17 protein-coding genes are annotated in these 19293 nt (G+C 64.1%); 6 read left to right on the top strand and 11 right to left on the bottom strand.

The features are described from left to right. Window positions 1–2 precede the first annotated feature (2 nt). Window positions 3–998: an ABC transporter permease gene (locus DFR50_RS21880; RefSeq protein ID WP_113891392.1), complete on the bottom strand. Its 996-nt coding sequence runs from the start codon at window positions 996–998 to the stop codon at window positions 3–5. A 49-nt stretch (window positions 999–1047) separates the two neighbouring features. Beyond that, window positions 1048–2082 carry a sugar ABC transporter substrate-binding protein gene (locus tag DFR50_RS21875; protein ID WP_113891391.1) on the bottom strand — a complete coding sequence of 345 codons (1035 nt, stop codon included), beginning with the start codon at window positions 2080–2082 and terminating at the stop codon, window positions 1048–1050. 292 nt (window positions 2083–2374) lie between these two features. Here DFR50_RS21875 and DFR50_RS31570 point away from each other — a divergent pair, with 292 nt between their 5' ends. The 3 genes from DFR50_RS31570 to DFR50_RS21865 are packed head-to-tail and all read left to right on the top strand — an operon-like array spanning window position 2375 to window position 3174. Further along, entirely contained in the window at window positions 2375–2680 is a 306-nt protein-coding gene (locus DFR50_RS31570) for a transposase domain-containing protein (RefSeq protein ID WP_147262844.1), read from the top strand. Between the two features lie 31 nt (window positions 2681–2711). Then, complete coding sequence (locus DFR50_RS33385) at window positions 2712–2966, top strand: IS1096 element passenger TnpR family protein (protein ID WP_113891390.1); 255 nt, start codon at window positions 2712–2714, stop codon at window positions 2964–2966. Beyond that, entirely contained in the window at window positions 2857–3174 is a 318-nt protein-coding gene (locus DFR50_RS21865; RefSeq protein ID WP_113891389.1) for an IS1096 element passenger TnpR family protein, read from the top strand. Before DFR50_RS33385 ends, DFR50_RS21865 begins: the two co-directional genes overlap by 110 nt. On the opposite strand, the gene DFR50_RS21860 is transcribed toward DFR50_RS21865, so the two are convergent. The 4 genes from DFR50_RS21860 to DFR50_RS21845 form a co-directional block, all read right to left on the bottom strand. Further along, complete coding sequence (locus DFR50_RS21860; protein ID WP_113891388.1) at window positions 3168–3887, bottom strand: SDR family NAD(P)-dependent oxidoreductase; 720 nt, start codon at window positions 3885–3887, stop codon at window positions 3168–3170. The two genes, DFR50_RS21865 and DFR50_RS21860, sit on opposite strands and share 7 nt — an antisense overlap. A gap of 226 nt (window positions 3888–4113) precedes the next feature. After that, entirely contained in the window at window positions 4114–4803 is a 690-nt protein-coding gene (locus tag DFR50_RS21855; protein WP_113891387.1) for a GntR family transcriptional regulator, read from the bottom strand. A gap of 104 nt (window positions 4804–4907) precedes the next feature. After that, window positions 4908–6152 (bottom strand): iron-containing alcohol dehydrogenase, encoded by a 1245-nt coding sequence (locus DFR50_RS21850; RefSeq protein ID WP_113891386.1) that lies wholly within the window; start codon window positions 6150–6152, stop codon window positions 4908–4910. Beyond that, window positions 6149–7621 carry an NAD-dependent succinate-semialdehyde dehydrogenase gene (locus tag DFR50_RS21845; protein ID WP_113891385.1) on the bottom strand — a complete coding sequence of 491 codons (1473 nt, stop codon included), beginning with the start codon at window positions 7619–7621 and terminating at the stop codon, window positions 6149–6151. Before DFR50_RS21845 ends, DFR50_RS21850 begins: the two co-directional genes overlap by 4 nt. Before the next feature lie 392 nt (window positions 7622–8013). Between DFR50_RS21845 and DFR50_RS21840 the strand changes: the two genes are divergently transcribed. Then, window positions 8014–9915: a flavin-containing monooxygenase gene (locus DFR50_RS21840; protein ID WP_210208999.1), complete on the top strand. Its 1902-nt coding sequence runs from the start codon at window positions 8014–8016 to the stop codon at window positions 9913–9915. 72 nt (window positions 9916–9987) lie between these two features. Further along, entirely contained in the window at window positions 9988–10701 is a 714-nt protein-coding gene (locus DFR50_RS21835; RefSeq protein ID WP_113891384.1) for an SDR family NAD(P)-dependent oxidoreductase, read from the top strand. A 160-nt stretch (window positions 10702–10861) separates the two neighbouring features. Here DFR50_RS21835 and DFR50_RS21830 read toward each other — a convergent pair whose 3' ends face one another. After that, window positions 10862–11767: an MBL fold metallo-hydrolase gene (locus DFR50_RS21830; RefSeq protein WP_113891383.1), complete on the bottom strand. Its 906-nt coding sequence runs from the start codon at window positions 11765–11767 to the stop codon at window positions 10862–10864. 146 nt (window positions 11768–11913) lie between these two features. On the opposite strand from DFR50_RS21830, the gene DFR50_RS21825 reads away from it, so the two are divergent. After that, window positions 11914–12771: a 3-oxoadipate:acetyl-CoA acetyltransferase gene (locus DFR50_RS21825; protein WP_113891382.1), complete on the top strand. Its 858-nt coding sequence runs from the start codon at window positions 11914–11916 to the stop codon at window positions 12769–12771. Window positions 12772–12960: 189 nt separating this feature from the next. Here the strand turns inward: DFR50_RS21825 and DFR50_RS21820 are convergent, their stop codons facing one another. The 4 genes from DFR50_RS21820 to DFR50_RS21805 form a co-directional block, all read right to left on the bottom strand. Further along, the gene (locus tag DFR50_RS21820; RefSeq protein WP_113891381.1) at window positions 12961–14028 is read right to left on the bottom strand and encodes an SDR family oxidoreductase; all 1068 of its coding nucleotides are present in this window, start codon (window positions 14026–14028) and stop codon (window positions 12961–12963) included. A 70-nt stretch (window positions 14029–14098) separates the two neighbouring features. Further along, window positions 14099–15148, bottom strand: coding sequence for an ABC transporter permease (locus tag DFR50_RS21815; protein WP_245428028.1), 1050 nt, complete (start codon window positions 15146–15148; stop codon window positions 14099–14101). Between the two features lie 4 nt (window positions 15149–15152). Next, entirely contained in the window at window positions 15153–17708 is a 2556-nt protein-coding gene (locus DFR50_RS21810; protein ID WP_113891380.1) for an ATP-binding cassette domain-containing protein, read from the bottom strand. Between the two features lie 63 nt (window positions 17709–17771). Beyond that, window positions 17772–18944, bottom strand: coding sequence for a substrate-binding domain-containing protein (locus DFR50_RS21805; RefSeq protein ID WP_113891379.1), 1173 nt, complete (start codon window positions 18942–18944; stop codon window positions 17772–17774). Window positions 18945–19293: the final 349 nt, after the last annotated feature.

The following is a 19293-nucleotide window of genomic DNA, read 5'->3' as shown; positions in this document are numbered from 1 at the left end:
GATCAGATCCCCTCGCCCGTTCCCATCAGCGTGCTGCGCCCCTTCTCCAGCAGAACCGCGAGGAGCAGCACCGAACCCAGCGCAAACTGAACCCAGAACTCGCCGATCGCCATGAGCAGCATGCCGCTCGTGAGCTCCGTGACCAACAGCGCCGCAAGGACCGTCGTCAGCACCCAGGCTCGGCCGCCGCTGAGCAACGTCCCGCCGAGAACCGGCGCAAGGAAAGCCGGAAGCAGCCATTCCTGGCCGAGATTTCCGGCCATCGACGGCACCATCGCTCCGTTGCGAATGGACAACATGACGCCGGCGGCCGCGGCCAGCATGCCCGAGAGAGCATGGACCGTGATGATCCGACTTCCAACTCTCACGCCAGACAGGGTCGCGGCGCGCGAACTCGCGCCGGAGGCGAGAATCTCGCGCCCCAGGTCGGTCCAGCGCAGCATGATCGCGATCAGCGCCCCGATGGCGACGCTCACAATCAGCATCGGCGAGAGATACCCGAACCAGCGGATTTTTCCGAGCGCGAGAAACGACGCCGGCAGGTCGCGAACGGACTCGGCCTTTGTGAGCACGATCATCGCGCCAAAGATGATGCTCATGGAGGCGAGCGTCACAATGAAGCTATGGACACGCGCGAACACCACCACGAAGCCGTTGCAGAAGCCGAGCGCTCCGCCGAAGCAGAGCGCCGCAACGATCGCAATGACCATCTGAAAGCGGAAGTCTTGCATCAGATAGCCGGCGAACATTGCCGACGCGACGCCGGTCGCGCCGACCGAAAGGTCGAGACCCCCGGTGGCGATCACGACCATCATGGCGAGCCCGAGCAGGACGTTGAGCCCCGCCGTTCGCGTCAGCGTGTAGAGGTTATAGGGCGAGGCGAAGCCGGTCGCGGTCCAGGAAAAGACCGCGAAGGCAATTACGATCAACAGCAACAGACCGAGCGCGGTCGATGCTTCCTCGTTCGGCTGACTCCTGGAGGAGCGGCCAACAGCCATTCTTCAAAACTCCCGACCGCTTGGAACGAAGCCTGACCGGTTGTGAGGCTCAAGGGCACTTCAGGTAAGCGGACTTGAAGCTCGCCAGCAGACCCTTGGCCTTGTCTTTCTGAATGTCGTGATAGGTGTCGAGGTTGGCGGCGGTCACATAAACCGTGCCGCTATCCATCAGCTTGGCGCTGCGGTTGGCGTTCTTCCATGGCGCGTCGTCGCGCAGCTTGCAGCCGGTGCGCAGCTTATCGACCGCGAACGAGCCCACGTAGGCCTGCGCGAACGCGTTCTCGACGACCGTTCCGGAGACGTAGCCGTCCTTGATGGCCGCCATCAGAAGGTCGTCGTTGTCCAGGCCGATCATCTTGATGCGCTTGTCGCCAATCTTGCGCAGCGCGGTCGCGGCGACGACCGAGGGGATCCAGGCGGTGGTGATGATCCCATCGATGTTGTTGCCCTGGGTCGCGAGGAACGCGTTGATCTTGTCCTGCGCCGCCTCGGGCACGTCGAGATCGGTGATGTTGTCGACGACCGTGACGGCGCCGTTGGTTTCGGCGACCGCACGCGCGATCGCATCGATGCGCACCTTCGTGTTGGGATCGGTCAGGAAGCCGGCAAAGTGGACGATCTTGCCCTTGCCGCCCATCTCCTTGATCAAGAGCTTTGCGGCGTCATAGGCGGCGACCGTATTGTCAGTCGCAAAGCAGAACGCGGCGTCGCTCGGATCCTGAAGGCAGCCGGCCAGCGAAATCACGGGCGCTCCCATGCCGACAAGGTCGGCTACCGTCGGTCGGGTGGCGACGGGATCGCCCGGAAAGATCAGAAATGCGTTATAGTTTTGGGAGGCCATGCTTTCCAGCAAGGCGTTGTGCGCCGCAAGCTCCCATTTGGCGGGCACACGGTAGTCCACGACGCCGATATTGAAGTCCTTGGCCGCCTGCTGACCGGCCGCATCCCATTGCGTGAAGTACGGGTGAGGCCCAGGCGCGACAATGCCAATTCTGGTTGAAGGGTCAGCCAGAACGGCAGTTGATGTCACGATTCCCGCGAACAGAGCGCCGGCAATCGTTGAGAACAATCTGGAATTTCTCATTTCTCTTCCTCCCGTTGCTTCTGTCTTTCGACAGTTATCCGCCGAGGACAAGCCCGTCTGGGGGCGCCTGGCTTTTTGATATGACCTTGCTGCCGGCTCTTTTGGAAAGGTTTCAGCCACCCCAAGGCTGCCATAGCCAGGTGTTCATGCTTCCCGCGCCCCATTCCGCGCGCCGGTCAACGACGCGTCAGATCGGGGACGGCCCCTTGTCATAGCCTCCATCCAGCCCATTATCGAGCGAGCGTTCGCTCAGTCTACGTCAATCGTGAGCCGGTTACAAGATCCGAGGCGCGTGGCGATCGCCGAGCGCGAACGACCCGGACAGGGTCGTCGGCGCGCGCGCCGCGTTGGGCAATCGTCGCCCGCCGCCCGATCATCGTCTGCGCGAAATCGTCGTCCATGCCGCGCCTGCGCCGCGTTCGTCTTCAGCCTGATCCAGAGCCGTAAGCTCAACAGCGTGAACCCAGTGGCCGATCTCGCCGATCTGACCGCCCGCGTCGGCGACCATCCGGCAAGCCGCTTCGACGCGCTCTTGCTCTGGAACCGGAGCGCCCGGGCGCTTGAAATTGCGCCCATGTCCAAGTCCGCCGCGCGCTGAAGATCACGCTCGACATGTCGAGCCCAAAGTCATGCGAGGCGTCGTCGTGCCGGCCGATATCCGTCCGGACCGGCTCCGTCTGGCGATCCAGGCGGCCATGGGCTGGACCAAGATGCCCCTTTACGAGTTCCGCATCGGCGGCGCCGGCTGGGGCGAACCCGATCCGGACGGCATCCATGATGGGCCAAACGACGCCAAGATGGCGCATCTCGCCGCCGCTCCGGCCCGGCCGACGCCCGCCGCGAGACGTTCAGTTGCCTCGATGGCTTCGGCGACGCCGGGATGACACCGTCAAGCGCGACAAGATCGTGCCGGCGACCGACGGCGAGCCGGTCCTTCTGCTGCTCGAAGCCACAGGCCGCTGCCCGCCCGAAGACTGTGGCGGGCCGTCGGGATACGAGAGGGCGCCGGAGATCCTCGCCGAGACAGGTCGAGCCAAACCCGACTCCTCGCCGTTCGCCGAGCTGCGCGCCCAGACGACACGGACTTATTGAGCGAGATAGCCTCCGTCAATCACCAGCTCCGCTCCGGTCATGAAGCTGCTTTCGTCGCTCGCGAGGAAAAGCGCCCCATTTGCGATCTCGTAAGGGGTGCCTGCGCGCTTCATGGGCGTCGCGGCGACGACGAATGCGTTGACCGCAGGATCTTGAGCTTGGGTCAACGGCGTGTCGATGAAGCCCGGATGAAGCGAGTTCACGCGGATTCCGTCGGCGACGTAGGTGATCGCCGCGTTCTTGGTCATGTTGCGAACCGCTCCCTTGGTCGCGTGATAGGCGTGTGCGCCGGGAACAGCGCTGTTGCCCCAGATAGACGAGACATTGATGATTGAACCCGACTTCTGCTTCCGCATCGGCGGCACGACCGCGCGCATGCCGAGGAAGACGCCGGTTTGGTTGACCCGAACCACGTGCATCCAGTCGTCCATCGTCAGTTCATGCAATGGAGAATAGGCGATGATGCCGGCATTGTTGACGAGGACGTCGATCCGGCCGTGCTGGGCGAGAATGTGATCGATGACCCGCGCCCAGTCCTCCTCCTTGCCGACATCCTGGACCACACCCTCGACCGCGGCCGGATAGACGTCCGGCGGGTTGCTGGTGCTGCCGGCGATGACAACCGCTCCTTCCTCGGCAAATCGGTTGACCATCCCCAGACCGATGCCACGCGATGCGCCGGTGACCAGCACAACCTTGTCCTTGAGCCTCATGCATTCCTCCAACCGACGCGAGCCGATAGTTTTGCGCGGCTTCCGGCCGACTGCCGTCGCCGCGGGTTCGGTCGCAGCGTCCGCTCACGCTATCAGTATTACGATAATACGGTCATACGTCAATCGGTTTGACGCCGGACGCCGACGTTTTTGTCAGTTCTTCGCGCTGCCGGCCAGGTTTTCCGGGCGCTTTACCGGCTCACATGAGAAATCCGACGAAGTCCGCTCACGAAGCCAGCGCCTTTCCGACTTTCGCGTATTCCATGATCGCAAGATCGCCGGAGATCACGATGTGGTGCTCGCAAGCCGCCCAGGACGCCAGGGGGTCACGCTTCTCCGCCGCGGCGGCGATGATCGTCTCGAGCTCCCGGATCGAGGGCTCGATGCGCGCCTCGTTGATGAACGCGAATCGCCGGAACATCGCGATTCGCGCATGGATCATGTGCAACTGCTCCGAGAGGACCTCGTTGCCGGCTCCTTTCAGCAACAATTGGTAAAATTCAGCTTTGATAGCCTCCCGGCTGTCGACGTCGCCACGGCGATATTCCTTGTCGAGTCGGTCGCGCAGCCTCAGGAGGGCTCGGCAATCCTGGGCCGTCGCATTCTCGGCGAACAGCTTGCCGGCGAGCCCCTCCAGGGTCGCGCGCACGACGTAGATGGCGCGGATTTCCGGGTCGGTTAGCACCGTAACGATCGGCCCGGTATTGGGCAGAACCGTAATCAGCCGCTCCGATTCCAATTGACGCAGCGCTTCCCGGATCACAGTGCGGGAGACGCCATAGGCCTCGCAGAGAGTCGTTTCGATCAGGCGCTGGCCCGGGCTAAGTTTTCCGTTCAAAATATCTTCGCGGATGACGCGCACGACCTGCTGTCGCAGCGGCGCGGCGGTACGAGGTATGACTGTGCTGGCGACCATTTCGAGCCCCTTTGGCGATCGTCATACAGTACTACGAGATGGGCCAAAGCGCGAGTTGAAATCGCCCACAAAATACGCTCGGCGCATGTTTGGTCGAAAGGGCGTCACGGCGCGGTCCACCAACTGCGATCGTCGTCATAGCCACGCCGCAACACCGCCATGACGCTCTCCATGGTCATGGGCGCCGGATTGTTCAGCACGAGGCGGCTCGCCTTCAGGGAGGATTCCGCGATTGTCTGGAAATTCTCCGGTCTGACCTCGATGGCCTTGAGGTCGAGCGGCGCTCCGAGGGCGGCGAGGAGCTCCTCGATGCGCGCTATGCCGGCTCGAGCCTGCCGTAGCTCCGGCTGGTCCGGCGCGGCGACGCCGAGCACGCGGCCGATCTCGGCGAATTCGCTCGTGCAATAGGGCAGGTTCAGGCGCATCACGTAGGGCAAGAGCGCGCCGACGCCGAAGCCGTGCGGGGCGTGGCTGAACGCGGCGATCGGACTTTGGATCGCGTGCGCGGCCGCTGTGCCGGTCGTGTTGATGACCATGCCTGCACAATAGGCTGCAAACATCACGTCGGACCTCGCCTCGAGATCGGAGGGATCTGCGACGACGCGGCCAACCGACCGGTTCATCAGCTCGAGCCCCTTGATGCAGAAGATGTCGGTGATCCGGTTCTTGCCGACGTAGATCTTCGTCGCCAGCTCCTCGGGCGTCGGGTTCTTGGGACGGGCGGTGAAACCTTCCACGAGATGCGAAATCGCGTCCGCGGCGGTTGCGGCCGTCAGGCCGCGCGGACACGTCAGCGTCAGCTCGGGGTCGATGATCGCGGCCGTCGGCTCCAGGTGGGCGTCGGTGATCGCCATCTTCATATTCGTTTCGTCGTCGAAGATGACGGCGATGCTCGTCACTTCAGCGCCGGTTCCCCCCGTGGTCGGAACCGCGATGATCGGAAGACCGGGCCCCGGCACACGGAACTCGCCATAGTAGTCGCGGACGTCGCCCCCGTTGGCGAGGACGATCGACGCGGTCTTCGCGAGGTCCATGCAGCTTCCGCCGCCGACGCCGATAACCAGATCGACATCCTTGTCGCGAAAAAGCGACACCACCTCGACGATGTTGCTGCGGGGAAGATCGGGGAGCGCCTTGTCGTAGACCGAGGCGGCCACGTCCTCCCGAGACAGACTCTCGAGCATGCCCTTGAACTCCGCAGTCGTCGCCATCCGTTCGTCCGTGATGACCAGAGCGCGGCGGCCGAGTCCCTTCGCCATGAGTCCGAGTTGCCGACGTTGGCCGGGCCCGAACAGGACGAATTTGGGCTGGCGGACGAAGCCGAGCCCCAATCGGTTATCCAAGGTCACTTGAGCGCCTCCTCGATTTCTCCGACCGTCAGGGCCATGTATTTCGTTTCCAGGAACTCGTAGATGCCGTCGTGCCCGGCCTCGCGACCGATTCCGGACCACTTCGTGCCGCCGAACGGCGCCGCCGGCTCCGCCATGATGCCTCGATTGATACCGACCATGCCGAACTCGAGCTGCTCGCCCATGGCGATCGCCTGGGTCAGGTCGCGCGTGAATACGTAGGACGCCAGACCGTAATTCGAGGTGTTGGCGAATTCGAGCGCCTGGCGCGGTCCTTCGACGGGGAAGACCGTCGCGATCGGAGCAAACAGTTCATTGTCGCACATGACCGGGTTCGGGCCGTCGAACCGGACCACCGTCGGCTCGAAGAAATAGCCCGGGCGCTGCAACGCGCGGCCGCCTGTCAGGACCTTGCCGCCCGCGGACGTCAACTGGTTGATCGTGTCGAAGAGGCGGTCGCGCTGCCGCGCCGAGATCATCGGGCCGACATCGACCGGATCCATGCCGTCCCCCACCTTGAGCTCGCTCACCTTCTTGACGAACTTGTCGGTGAAGTCCGGCTCGACCTCGCGGTCCACGATAATGCGGTTGGCGGCGACGCAGGCCTGGCCGGCGTTGCGGAACTTGCACATGATCGCGTGGTCGACGGCGAGATCGACATCGGCGTCGGCGAGCACGATGAACGGTCCGTCGCCGCCGAGCTCGAGAGAGGTGTTGACGATGTTGTCGGCGCCGAGCCGCAAGAGCAGGCTTCCGACGCGCGTCGAGCCGGTGAAGCTCACCTTGCGGAGCCGGCGGTCCTTGAGCAACGTCTCGGAAACGGCGGACGGCGTGGTCGTGTGGAGCAGATTGGCCACCCCCTTTGGGAAACCGGCGTCGATCAGCGTCTGGACGAACAACGCGCAGGTCAGCGGCGTTTCCTGGGCCGACTTCGTTACGGTCGTGCAGCCGGCCGCGAGCGCCGCGCCCGCCTTGCGCACGATCATCAGCAGGGGAAAGTTCCACGGCGTGATCAAGAGGCAAGGGCCGACCGGCTGATGGGTCGTCACGACCCGAAATCCGCCGTGTGAGGCGTTGGAAAACGAACCGTGGATGTGCGCGGTCTGTTCAGCGAACCAGAGCAGGAAGTCGGCGGAAAGATTGAACTCCGCTCGCGCCTCGGTCAGCGGCTTGCCGGATTCCAGCGTCATCGTATGGACGAATTGAGCGCCGCGCTCCCGCATGAGCCGGTGCCCCGCATGCATCAGGTCGGCGCGGGCCCTCGGCGCCAGGCGCGCCCAACCCGGCTGCGCGCGCGCCGCGGCGTCGAGCGCGGCGAGCGCGTGAGTCGCGTCGCAGTTTGCGATGTCCGCGATCTGTGCGCCGTCAGCCGGGTTGAAGAGCGGATAGACGCCTGCGCCGGGGCGCCACTCCCCGTCGATGAACAGGCTGGTTTGAGGAAGCGAAATCCCTGAAGCTTGGAAATTCACAAGTGCGCTCCGTTGTGCGGCTGTTCCGAAGAGTTCGCGGCAGGCGAGTCCTCCATCGAAGCTCTTGGCTCCGTAAGAGCCTATGACTGTAATACTGTAATATCATAAGCGCAAGAGCGCGGGGTGTCCCATGAGCTCCGCCGTTGTACGGCCGAACCCGACGGGCATGCGCCTCGAGGAATCCCCCTTGCCGAGCGTGCTATTCGCGACCCGAGCGGGATCCGCCTAGCGCTGGGATGACGTCACGCCCCGACGGGGAAGCGCGGCGCTCACCCGATCCTCCTCGCTCAACGCGTCGCGAAGCCGGTCCAAGCCGATTCTCCGCATGGGTCGCTTGACGGTATTACGATAATACCGTATCAACGACGTGACGGCCGTAGCGAACGCGCGCGGTGGCGACGGGCCTGTCGTCGGGAAGCCGCCGAGAGCGGGGCGAGTTGGGAGGCTGCGATTGCATCTGGCGACAAGGAGCCTCGAGCGGGCGGTCGACCAGCCGATCCGCGAAATTCGGACCTCTCCGACAATTCAACGGCGCGGCGACAGCGAATCTCGCTGTGGCCAGGCAGAGGCCCTGTCGACCCACAGCCGCACGCAACCGACCGTCCGATCGCCGGCCATGCCGACGCGCCGAAATTGATTCTCAGGAGGAGTATGCCGTGAGCACAACCGAGACCGCGAAGAAAGAACCGCAGAAGCTTGACGCCATCGTCTTCGGCGCGGGCTTTGCCGGCCTTGCCATGCTGCACAAGCTGCAGAACAGCCTCGGGCTCAACGCCCGGGTGATCGACAAAGCCGACGGCGTCGGCGGCACCTGGCACTGGAACCGCTATCCCGGGGCGCGCTCGGACACCGAAAGCTGGGTCTATTGCTACAGTTTCGACCCCACGCTGTACCGTGAGTGGAAGTGGACCGAGCGATATCCGCGCGAATCCGAGATTCGCGCCTATCTCGAGCATGTCGCCGACCGCTTCGACCTGCGCAAAAACATCATCTTCTCGACGGCGGTGCTGTCCGCGCATTTCAACGAGAAGACGAGCCGCTGGGACATCGAGACCGACAAAGGCGATCGCTTCTCGGCGAGGTTCCTCATCACCGGCCTCGGCATTCTCTCAGCGCCCAACAAGCCGCCGTTCCCGGGCGAGGAGCGCTTCAAGGGGCAAGTGCTGCACACCGCCAGGTGGCCGCACGAGCCGATTGATTTCGCCGGCAAGCGAGTCGGCGTCATCGGCAATGGCTCGACGGGCGTTCAGGTCGTCTCGGAACTTGCCGCAACGGTCGAACATTTGACGTTGTTCCAGCGCACCCCGCAATATTCCGTGCCGGCGCAGAATCATCCGCTCGACCCCCAATTCCTCGACGGGATCGCCGACAGTCTCGAGCCCTATTTCGACCGCGTTCGCAAATCCGCGACCGTCTTCGCGTTTGAAGATGCGAAGGTCGGCGCAATGGAAGTTTCGGCGGAGGAACGCGAGCGCGTCTTCGAGAAGGCGTGGCGCGACGGCGGCGGATTCAACTTCATGTTCGGAACGTTCAACGACATTGCGGTCAACCGCGAATCGAACGCAGCCGCCGCCGACTTCATCCGCCGGAAAATCGCGCAGATCGTTACAGACCCGGCGAAGCTGGAGGCGGTCACGCCGACCGATCTCTACGCGCGCCGTCCGCTCTGCGACAATGGATACTATCAGGCGATCAACCGCAGCAATGTTACGGTCGCCAATATCCGCCAGAATCCAATCATCGAGTTTACCGAGAAGGGCGTCCGCACCTCGGCTGGCGAGGTCGAACTCGATTACGTGATCTTCGCCACGGGATTCGACGCGGTCACCGGCAATTTCACGCGCATCGACTTCCAGGGCCGCAACGGCGTCAAGATGAAGGATCACTGGGCCCAGGGCCCCCGGGCCTTCCTCGGGCTGTCCGCGGCCGGCTTCCCGAACATGTTCTCGCTTTACGGACCTCCCGGGCCGTTCACCAATCAGCCGCCGGCGATCGAATGGCAAGCGGAATGGGTGTCGCAGGCCATCAAGTACGCGATCGACAACGGCATCGAGACGATTGAGGCGACGCCCGAAGCCGAGCAAGCGTGGCTCGACGAATGCAAGCGCATCGAGGAGATGACGCTCTTTCATAAGATCGATTGGTGGGTGTCCGGGGCCAACATACCCGGCAAGGTCAAGGCGGTCAGCTTCTATATGGGCGGCTTTGGCGAATACATGAAACACGCCGAGCTTTGCGCGAGCCAGGAGTACAAGGGGTACACCCTCTCTCCGGCCAAGGCCCGCGCGGCGTGAACGGATGCCGGGCCGGCCTCGCGCCGGCCCGACCTGATCGAGAACGAAAAGACCAGAGCGAGATTTTTCGGCATGTCGGACAAATGTGCGGTCGTTACGGGCGGAGCGCGGAACATCGGCGGAGCGATCGCCGAGCGCCTTCAAAAGGATGGTTATCGCGTTGTCGTTCTCGACGTTGTCGAGCCCGAGGCCGAGAGTCTGCGGGCCGATGCGCGGCAGGTCGACCTCTCGGACCGCGCCGCCGCGGAAGCCGCTTTCGCCGAGATCGCCGCCGACTATCCGGTCACGGCGCTGATCAACAACGTCGGCATCGTGGCGCCGGCCGCCTTCGACGCGGTCGACGTCGACGATTTCGATCGCATCATGCATCTGAACACGCGCACCGCGCTCGTCGCGGCGAAGGCGCTCGTTCCAGCGATGCGCCGGCTCGGCGGTGGACGCATCGTGATGAACACGAGCCGCGTCACGCTGGGGAAGCTGAATCGCACGCTCTACAGCGCGAGCAAGGGCGCGCTTCAGGCCATGGCGCGCACCTGGGCGCTCGAGTTCGCGGGCGACGGAATCACCGTCAATTGCGTCGCGCCGGGCCCTATCGCCACGACCGCCTTCTGGCAGAACAATTCGCCCGACTCCCAGTCCACGAGGGACCTGATCGCCTCGATCCCGCTCAAGCGAATGGGAACTCCGCAGGACGTCGCCAACGCGGTCAGCTTCTTTTGCAGCGACGATTCGAGCTTCGTGACGGGGCAGACGCTGTTCGTCTGCGGCGGCGTCACCGTCGGTTAGACCGCGCCGATCGTTTTGCTCTCTCGGGTGCGACACGAGCGTGAGCGAAGGATTTGACGCGGAGCGGCCGCCGTTTCGCGAACGGCGGAGGCCGCCCCCGGCGAGAGACGCCGGCCGGGGCCGGGGCCGCGAAGGACCACGCCGGGGCGCGCGTCGTCGTTCAGAGCAGACGCGGGTTCGCCGCCTCCTCATGGAAGCGATAGGAGCCGTCCTCGACCCGAGCGATGTCGCCCAGACCCGGATAGGGGAAGTGGTAGCCGTGATACCGGATGCCTTCGGATACGACCTTCGCGAAGATCGCAGCCTTGGCTTTTGCACCCTCCTGCGGGTTGGTGTCGTAGTCCATATGGAAGAACCATTCGGGGTGATGCGGGTCGAACACCTGATGGTGGCAGACGTCGCCCGTGAAGGCGATCTTCTGTCCCTGGCTCTCGAAAATATAGGCGACCATTCCCGCCGCGTGCCCCGACACCGAAAACGTCGCAAGCCCCGGCGCCAAGGTCGCGCCGGGCTGAAACAGCGTCAGGCGGCCGCGGTAGGGCGCGACCGCTGCGAGCGCGCCTTGCGTCCACGGGGCGCGAAAATCGTTTCGCTTGAGATTGTCCTCGTTGGTCCACTCGGCCCAGTCGGTTTCGGTGCAATACAGTTCGGCGTTCGGAAAAGCCGGCGCGCCATCCGGGTCGATGAGGCCGAAGCAATGGTCGGGATGGAGGTGGGTCATCAAGACCGCATCGATCTCGTCCGGTTTGATCCCGGCGGCGTGCAGGTTCTCCATCAGGCGTCCCATCCTGTCGCCGAACATCGTCGACGTGCGCCCCATCCCGGTATCGATCAGGCAGAGCTTTTCGCCGGTGTTTACCGTAACGGGATTGAGGTCCATCGGAATGTGGTCGAGGGGAAGCCGATACGCCTGTTTCAGGCGCAGCAGCTCGGCCGGATCGCCGTTGGGAAACAGGCCGTCGTAGGCGTGGTGAATGTAGCCGTCCCAGAGGGCGGTGCATTCGAGCGAGCCGATCTTGAACCGATGCCATCCCGCGTTTTGCGTGCCGAGAAGGGGTGCGCTCATGGAACTCTTCCTCCTGAGGGCCGCGCACAGTCACGCCGCGGCCGCGCTTTCGCTTCGGCCTGGCGCTTGTCATGGCCGTAATACTGTATTACCATAAGACTGAAATCGATCAAGGGCCTGCTGGCCTGGACCTCGGGAGAAACGCGATGTCGAAACCGTGCATCATCTGTGTCGCGATCACGGGCTCCCTGCCTCGCAAATCGGACAACCCGGCAGTCCCGGTGACGGTCGCCGAACAAATTGAGAGTGCGCAGGCCGCCTTCGAGGCCGGCGCCGCGATCGTTCACGCCCATGTTCGGGACGCCGACCAGAACCCGACCTCGGACCCCGAGCGCTTCGCCCGGCTCAAGGAGGGCGTCGTGAAGTATTGCCCCGGCATGGTCGTCCAGTTTTCGACCGGCGGGCGCGCGGCGTCCGGCAAAGACCGCGGTGGAATGCTGTCGCTCCGGCCCGACATGGCCTCGCTCGCCGTCGGATCGAACAACTTTCCGACCCGGGTCTACGAAAACCCTCCGGATCTGGTCGACTGGCTGGCTGGGGAGATGCGCGCCCACGCGGTCAAGCCCGAAATCGAAGCCTTCGATCTCAGCCATATTTTCAAAGCCGCGGAGATGAACGCCGACGGCCGCATTCCGGGAAACGTCTATGTTCAGTTCGTTATGGGCGTCAAAAACGCCATGCCGGCCGACCGCGCCGTCTTCGACTTCTACATCGAGACGACGAAGCGCCTGATGCCGGGCGCGGAGTGGTGCGCCGCCGGCATCGGCGCCAACCAGATCGTTCTGAACGAATGGGTCGTGGCGGCGGGGGGCCATGCGAGGACCGGACTCGAGGACAATGTTCGTCTCGATCGAAACACGCTTGCGCCCTCCAACGCCGCCCTGGTGAAACGTGTCGTCGAACTCTGCCACAATCACGATCGCCCGGTCGCCACTCCGGCTGAGGCGCGCGCGATTCTCGGCCTGAGGCCAATCGCGCAGGCGCAACCCGCCAGGGTGGGATGAACGCGCGGCGTCAGCGAAAAAGCGGGGGACCTGTCGATGGACGAATTGCTTCTGCTCGACCCGGGATATTGTCTCCGACGCCCGCGTCGCCGCCGCCGAGCTGCATCGGCAGCACGGCGTTCCCGAATTGCACCCTCGAGCGCAGCCTTCCGGCGGCCGCTCGCAAGCCGGCTTCAGTAGAGCCTGGCGTTACGGAATCACACGGTCCTCTCGCAGCCGCGAAAACAGATCGCGGAACGACTCCTCAGTGCTTTGGTATTCGAGGAAGCCGCGTTTGCGGCTGAGGGCCATGTCGGTCACCACCTCGAGCGGGCGACCGAGATCGAGGTCGGTGTGCCAGGGCGAAGCGACCCGATCGAGTTCCGCTTCGACCAGGCCGTATTTGGCCGCCATCGCTTTCCAGATCGGTCTGCAATCCTGCATCTGCGCTTCGAGCGGGGCGGGCTCCGTTTCGAAACCGGTCCAACGCACCCCAAACCAGTCGGCGATGCGCGGCCACATCCAGCTCCACCGAAACACATCGCCGTTGACGATATTGTAGGCGTCGTTCTTGGCTCGATCCTCAGTGCTCGCCCAGACGAGATGCTTGCCGAGAACGCGCGCGTCGGTCATGTCGGTCAGGCCATTCCACTGCGCCGCGCTACCCGGGAACTTGAACGGCCGTCCGGTCTCCTTGCAGATCGAGGCGTAGGCGGCGAGCGTCGTACCCATGTTCATCGCATTGCCGATCGCCTTGCCGATGATCGTATGCGGCCGGTGAACGCTCCAGGTGAATCTGTAACGCTCTGCGGCCGCAAAGAGCTCGTCTTCCTGTGCGTAGTAGAAATTCGGCGTCGGGAGCCGGGGCTGCTCCTCGCGCACTGGCGTCAAGGGCAGAGTTCCGGTGCGTGCGTACGATTCGAACGGGCCGAGATAATGTTTGAGGCCTGTGACGAGCGCGACGTGCTGAACGCTGTTCTCTCGACTCGCGACTTCGAGCGTGCGCCGAACGATCCCGGCGTTGGTCTCGATATTCTCCTGCTCGGTCGCGCGCCGTATCCAGGTCGTCAGAAAGACATGGGTCGGCTCGAGCCCTGACAGCGCCCTCTCCAGCGAATTTGCATCCAACACGTCCGCGCGAATATGGCGCGCGCCGTCGACGACGCCCTCGCCGTGACGCGAGAGTCCGTAAACAGTCGCACCCACGTCCAGCAGGGCCTGCGACGCGCCTCTCCCCGCAATTCCGGTCACTCCAACAATGAGCGCTCTGATCTCCACGGCGGGTCCTCCTCAGGTTTAGACCGACGGTCTCTCGCCGTCGCGCAGCGGTGGTCGATCCCGGGCGGCGTCAATAGCGCCGCCCGACCCGGCCGGTCGCTTCCGACAGCCACATCCCGAACGCAATCGCGACGCCCTGGATCACGAGCTGATACGAGGTCGCGAGGCCGAGCATCTTGAGCGAGTGGTCGAGCTGGATCAGAAACAGCGAGGCGCCGGCCACGGCGAACATGTTCCCGATGCCGCCCGCGATCGCTGTGCCGCCGAGCACCGCGGCGGCGATCGGGCTGAGCAAATAGGGCGCGCCCACTTCCAGCGTCGGATTTCGGATGAAGGCCGAAAGCAAGATCGCGGCCACGCCATAGAGCAGCGCGGCGACGACAAAGCTGCCCGCTTGATAGCGGATGATCTCGACGCCCGTGGCGTAGGCTGCGCGAGGGTTGGCGCCGACCGCCTCGAAACGTCGCCCGACGACCGTCTTCTTCATCATGACCGCGATGACGACCGCCAACGCCGCCACGATCCAAAACGAGGTGGGAATCCCGATAAACCGCGCGCCGCCGAAATTCGCGAGCGCGCCGGGAACCTTGGATTCCGCGGCGAGGCTCTGGCGATACCAGAGCGTGACGCCGGAAACGATCGCGCCTGTGGAGAGCGTCACGATCAGCGCGTTGAGCTTGACCAGGGCCACCAGGACGCCGTTGACAAGCCCGACCGCAACCGCCGCCAGCAAGGCCACGCCGATGGCCAGCCACATGCGGTCGTCATGACCGCCGGAAACCCCGAGCAAGGTCGTGCTGGTCAGGGAGATGATCGCCGGCGGCGAAAGATCGATGCCGCGGCCCATCAGCACCAGCGTCTGGCCCATCGTCACGCAGGTGAGAAAGGCGGCGAAGGGCAGGACCGACATCAGCGTCGAAAATTCGACGCTCGGCGGCACGAAGATGCGACTGAGGAGCATGAGCGCGCCGAGCCCGATCCAGATTGCGACGAAGCGCATCGGGATCTGCGCCCTGTCATGCGGTTTCGCCGCGGGGCTCTGAGGGTTGGCTTGCAATTCGGCGCCGACGTTGGTCATGTCGCCCTTCAGGGTTCGGGTTCCAAAATAGCGGTCCGACATCGATCTACTCCGCAGGGGTCGACACGACCGGTTGTCGCCTCTGCGCAAAGAGTCTGCGCAGCAAGCGGTCGACCTCCGCCAACCCGGAGTAGAAGAAGATCGCCATCAAAGTCATCGCGCCGCTTGCGATCACGCCGACCGCGGCGCTGAGGCCGAGGATCGAAATGACGTTGATCATCAGCGTGAAAAAGAAGGCGCCGAAGAAGGCGCCGGTATACGACCCACGGCCGCCGCCGAGCGCCGCTCCGCCGAGGACCGCCGCCGCGATGCTCATCAGCGGAAAGTTTTCGCCGACGGTCGGATGACCGACTCCGACCTCGGCGCCGAGGAAGAGACCGGCGGCCGCGGCCATCACCGAAGCGGCGACATAGGCGCGCACCTGAACGAAGCCGACGGCGACGCCGTTGCGCCGCGCGGCCTCCTCGCGGAACCCCGTCGCCTTGACTTCGAGGCCGGCGCGCGAGCGATGGAGCCAGAGATCGCCGAGAATCGCGAGCACGATCAGCGCGGCGGTCCAGACTGGCGCAAATCCGACATGTCGCTTCAGAAGCTCGCTGAATCCGGAATCGATCGCGCCATCCGGAATGGGCCGACCGATCAGCGCGACGCCCTGCAAGACGCTGAGCATCGCGATCGTGGTGATGACCGCATTGATCTTCGCGTACCGGACGAGCGATCCGTTCGCCAACCCCACGACGGCGCCGATGGCGAGGCACCCGAGCGTTCCGAGGATCGCCATGAGCAGCGGAACGTCGGACGCGATCAGGAACGATGCTGCGACCACGGTAAGGCTCATCAGCGAGCCCACCGAAACGTCGAGACCGCGCACCAGGAGCACGTTCAGTTGGGCCATTGCAACCAGCGCCGCCGGCGCCGTGGACTGCAACATATGGCGAAGGTTGATCGGGCGGAGAAAGACGTCGCTCTTCGACGCGGCGTACAGGACGACGAGGGCCGTCAACGCGGCGAGGAATGCGAGCGGCATCCACCACGTTTCGCTTCCGTGAACGAAGTAGCGGATCAGGCCGGAAAGAATTCGCGAGAACGCCGCCGGCTCTGATCGCTCCTTCAAGGTCTTGGCGTCGCGCACGGTGAGGAAACTCGCGACGATGCGCTCCTCGTTGACGTCGTCTCCCCTGAGTTCGCGAACGATTCTTCCGCGAGAAAAGACCAGGACCCTGTCGCAGATGCCAGCGAGTTCCTGCGCGTCGGACGAATTGACGACACAGGCGCCGCTCCCGCTGATGTTTTCGCGCACCGCCTTATAGATCTCGAACCGCGCGCCGGCGTCCACGCCTTGAGTCGGTTCGTCGATCAGCACGGCCTTAGCGCCGGCCCGAAAGCTGCGCGCGAGGACGGCCTTCTGTTGGTTGCCGCCCGAAAGCCCGCTGATCGGCTTGTCGAGACTTGCGGTGACCACGGTGAAATCGGCCTTCATGAGTCGGGCCGCGGCGCGTTCGTTGGAGCCCGACAGAAATCCAAGGCGCGCGAAGTCCGAGAGACGCGAAAGCGTCATGTTTTTTTGGACGCCGAGATCGGGGAACACCGCTTCGCCCGGCCGGTCCGCGCTCAAGAAGACGATCCCGCTCTCCAGCGCCGATCTCGGCGCGGACGCGTCGACGGCGGCTCCGTGACAAACAATCGCCCCCTGCGCGTCCTCGAGGCCGACAATCGCGCGCAGGGCTTCACGCTGACCGTTGCCTTCGGCGCCCGCGAAGCCGACGATTTCGCCCGCGTGCGCGTCGAAGGACACATCGGAGAAAAGATCGCCGGAAAGGCCGCGTACCGAGAGCACGACGCGGTCGGACAGCGTCGCGGGCTTCGGCGGGTATTCGCTGCCGATGTCCCGACCGACCATGAGCGAGACGAGGTCGTGCTCGGAAACCTCGGCCGTGATCGGAAAGGTGCCTCGATGCACGCCGTCGCGCAGGATCGTGACGCGCTGCGCAAGTTCGAGAATCTCGGGCAGCCGGTGGCTGACATAGACGATGCCGGCGCCTCCCGCGGTCAGTTTGTGGATGAGGTCGGTGAGTTTTCGCACCCCATCCATGTCCAACGTCGAGGTCGGCTCGTCGAGCAGCAGGACCTTCGGATCGGAGAGCAGCGCCTTCACGATTTCGATGAATTGCCGCTGCGCCGGCGACAAGGATCCAACTGCGGCTGTCGGATCGGTTTGCACGCCGAAGCGCGCCAGTTGATCGCGCGCCCAGGGAACCATTGCGCCGAAGGCGACCGACTCCGGGGGGGCGGCGAGAAACAGATTCTGCGCGACCGACAATTCCCGGATGAGCGAATCATCCTGATAAACGGTCGCAAGACCGAGCCGGCGGGCGAGACGCGGATCGACGGAGGCGAGCTTCGCCCCGTTGATCTCGACGACGCCGCCGTCCGGCGCAATCGTCCCGCTGGCGATCTTCATCAGCGTGGTCTTGCCCGATCCGTTTTCGCCCAGGATCGCGTGAACCTCTCCCGCCCGGCAATCGATGCTGAACCGGTCCAGCGCCAGAACGCCGGGATATGTCTTCGACACGTCTTCGATACGGAGCACGAGTTCCGACACCGCCGCCCTCCCTCACCGTGCGTCGATGACCGGCGGACCGGTCATCGACTTTGCTGTGGAATTCTATTTGCTGAACATCTTCACGAGCGTGTCGCGGTCGACGAGCGACGAGACGGAGATCTCCATCGGCAGCGCCTTGTTGCACATGCCCTTATGGACGGGTTTCATCGAGAAGGGGACATCGATCTTGGCGGGAACGGTCTTGCCCTCCTTGCCCATCATCGCGGCGGTCAGCGCAATTCTCGCCTGATAATTCTGACCTGACGAGTAATAGACCTTGAAGGCGTCGTGGTCGGCGGCCTCCCAGTCGCAAAACAGACCCTGCTCGTCGGTACGCAGCGCAACGACGAAATCCTCGGGCTTCTTTTCCGTTTCATAAGCACGGACCCCGCCGCGGAAGCCGTCCGCATATTCGTATATGTAGCCGTCGACCTTGCCGAACTGCGACAGCGCCGCCGAGACCGCGTTGAACGTGCCTTCCTGAGTCCAATTCGTGTCGAACTTGCCGACAATCTTGACGCCGGGGTGTTCGGCAGCCTCCTTCTCCGCGCATTCCTGCCAGGAGGCGCTGAGCGGGTTGCCGGGGGTGCCCCCGAGCGCGACGATCGATTTGGCGTTCGGATTGCCGACGAGCACGGCCTTCACGAACTCCTTGCCCATCTGGCAGATGTTCTCGGCGACGTTGGAGAGATAGTCTTTGCCTGACGTTCCGGCCTCGGTGCCGTTGTGCAGCACGACCTCGATGCCGGCGTCCTTCGCCTCCCGGATAGCCGGCCCCAGCGCCTTGCCGTGGTCCGCAAACACGACGATGACATCGACGCCCTGGGCGGTAAACGCCTGAATGTCAGCGATCGCCTTCGAAGCGTCCCCCCGCGCCGACGAATATTGGATGTGGCCGATCTCCGGATAGGTCAGAGCCTGTTCGATGAATTCCATCGCGGTCACGCGACGCCAGACGTTCTCGCCGAATCCGTCGGCGTAGGCGACCTTGATCTTGCCGCCAGTGCCCGTATCGCAGCCGTTGTTGTTCCAGCACTCCAGCGCCTTGGCCCGGATCTCCGGCGTGACCGGCTTTGCGGCGCGCGCAAAGGCCTCCGCGATCACAGGATCAGCGCTGATCGTGCCGAGCCGCGACTTCATCATGTCCGCGGCGTCGTCGGCCGCAGCGAGACCCGGCAGAGTTCCGGCCCCCGCGGCCAGAGCCGCTCCGACCAACCATTTCGCAAGCAATTTCATCGTTTCCTCCAAGGGCCGTTGCGTCTTGGGCTTCAGTCCGCCCGCGTGACGCAAGCGCAATTTCACCTGACGGGTATTACCATAATACGAGATGACTGTAGGATCAAGACGGCCGTCGTCGAGCCGAAGAGTCGCGGAAATTCCGCGGCGCCGATGGAGGTCGATCGGTGCAGAGCGCTCATCCCAGATCGGCGTCGCGATCCGCAGCGGAAGCCGATCAGACTGGGTTGACGGGCGAGGCCCCCGGCACGGACAGATGGCGCGCCGACCCCTGCGACGCCGCCGAACTTCCGTTCAGGGCGAAAACCGCGTCTCCGAGCAAGACCCGCTTCCTTGCCCACTGGCGCCG

This window comes from Roseiarcus fermentans (assembly GCF_003315135.1).
GTDB classification, from domain to species: Bacteria; Pseudomonadota; Alphaproteobacteria; order Rhizobiales; family Beijerinckiaceae; genus Roseiarcus; species Roseiarcus fermentans.
Note: the sequence above shows the minus strand (reverse complement) of the source record. Positions and strands in the feature narration are given on the sequence as shown.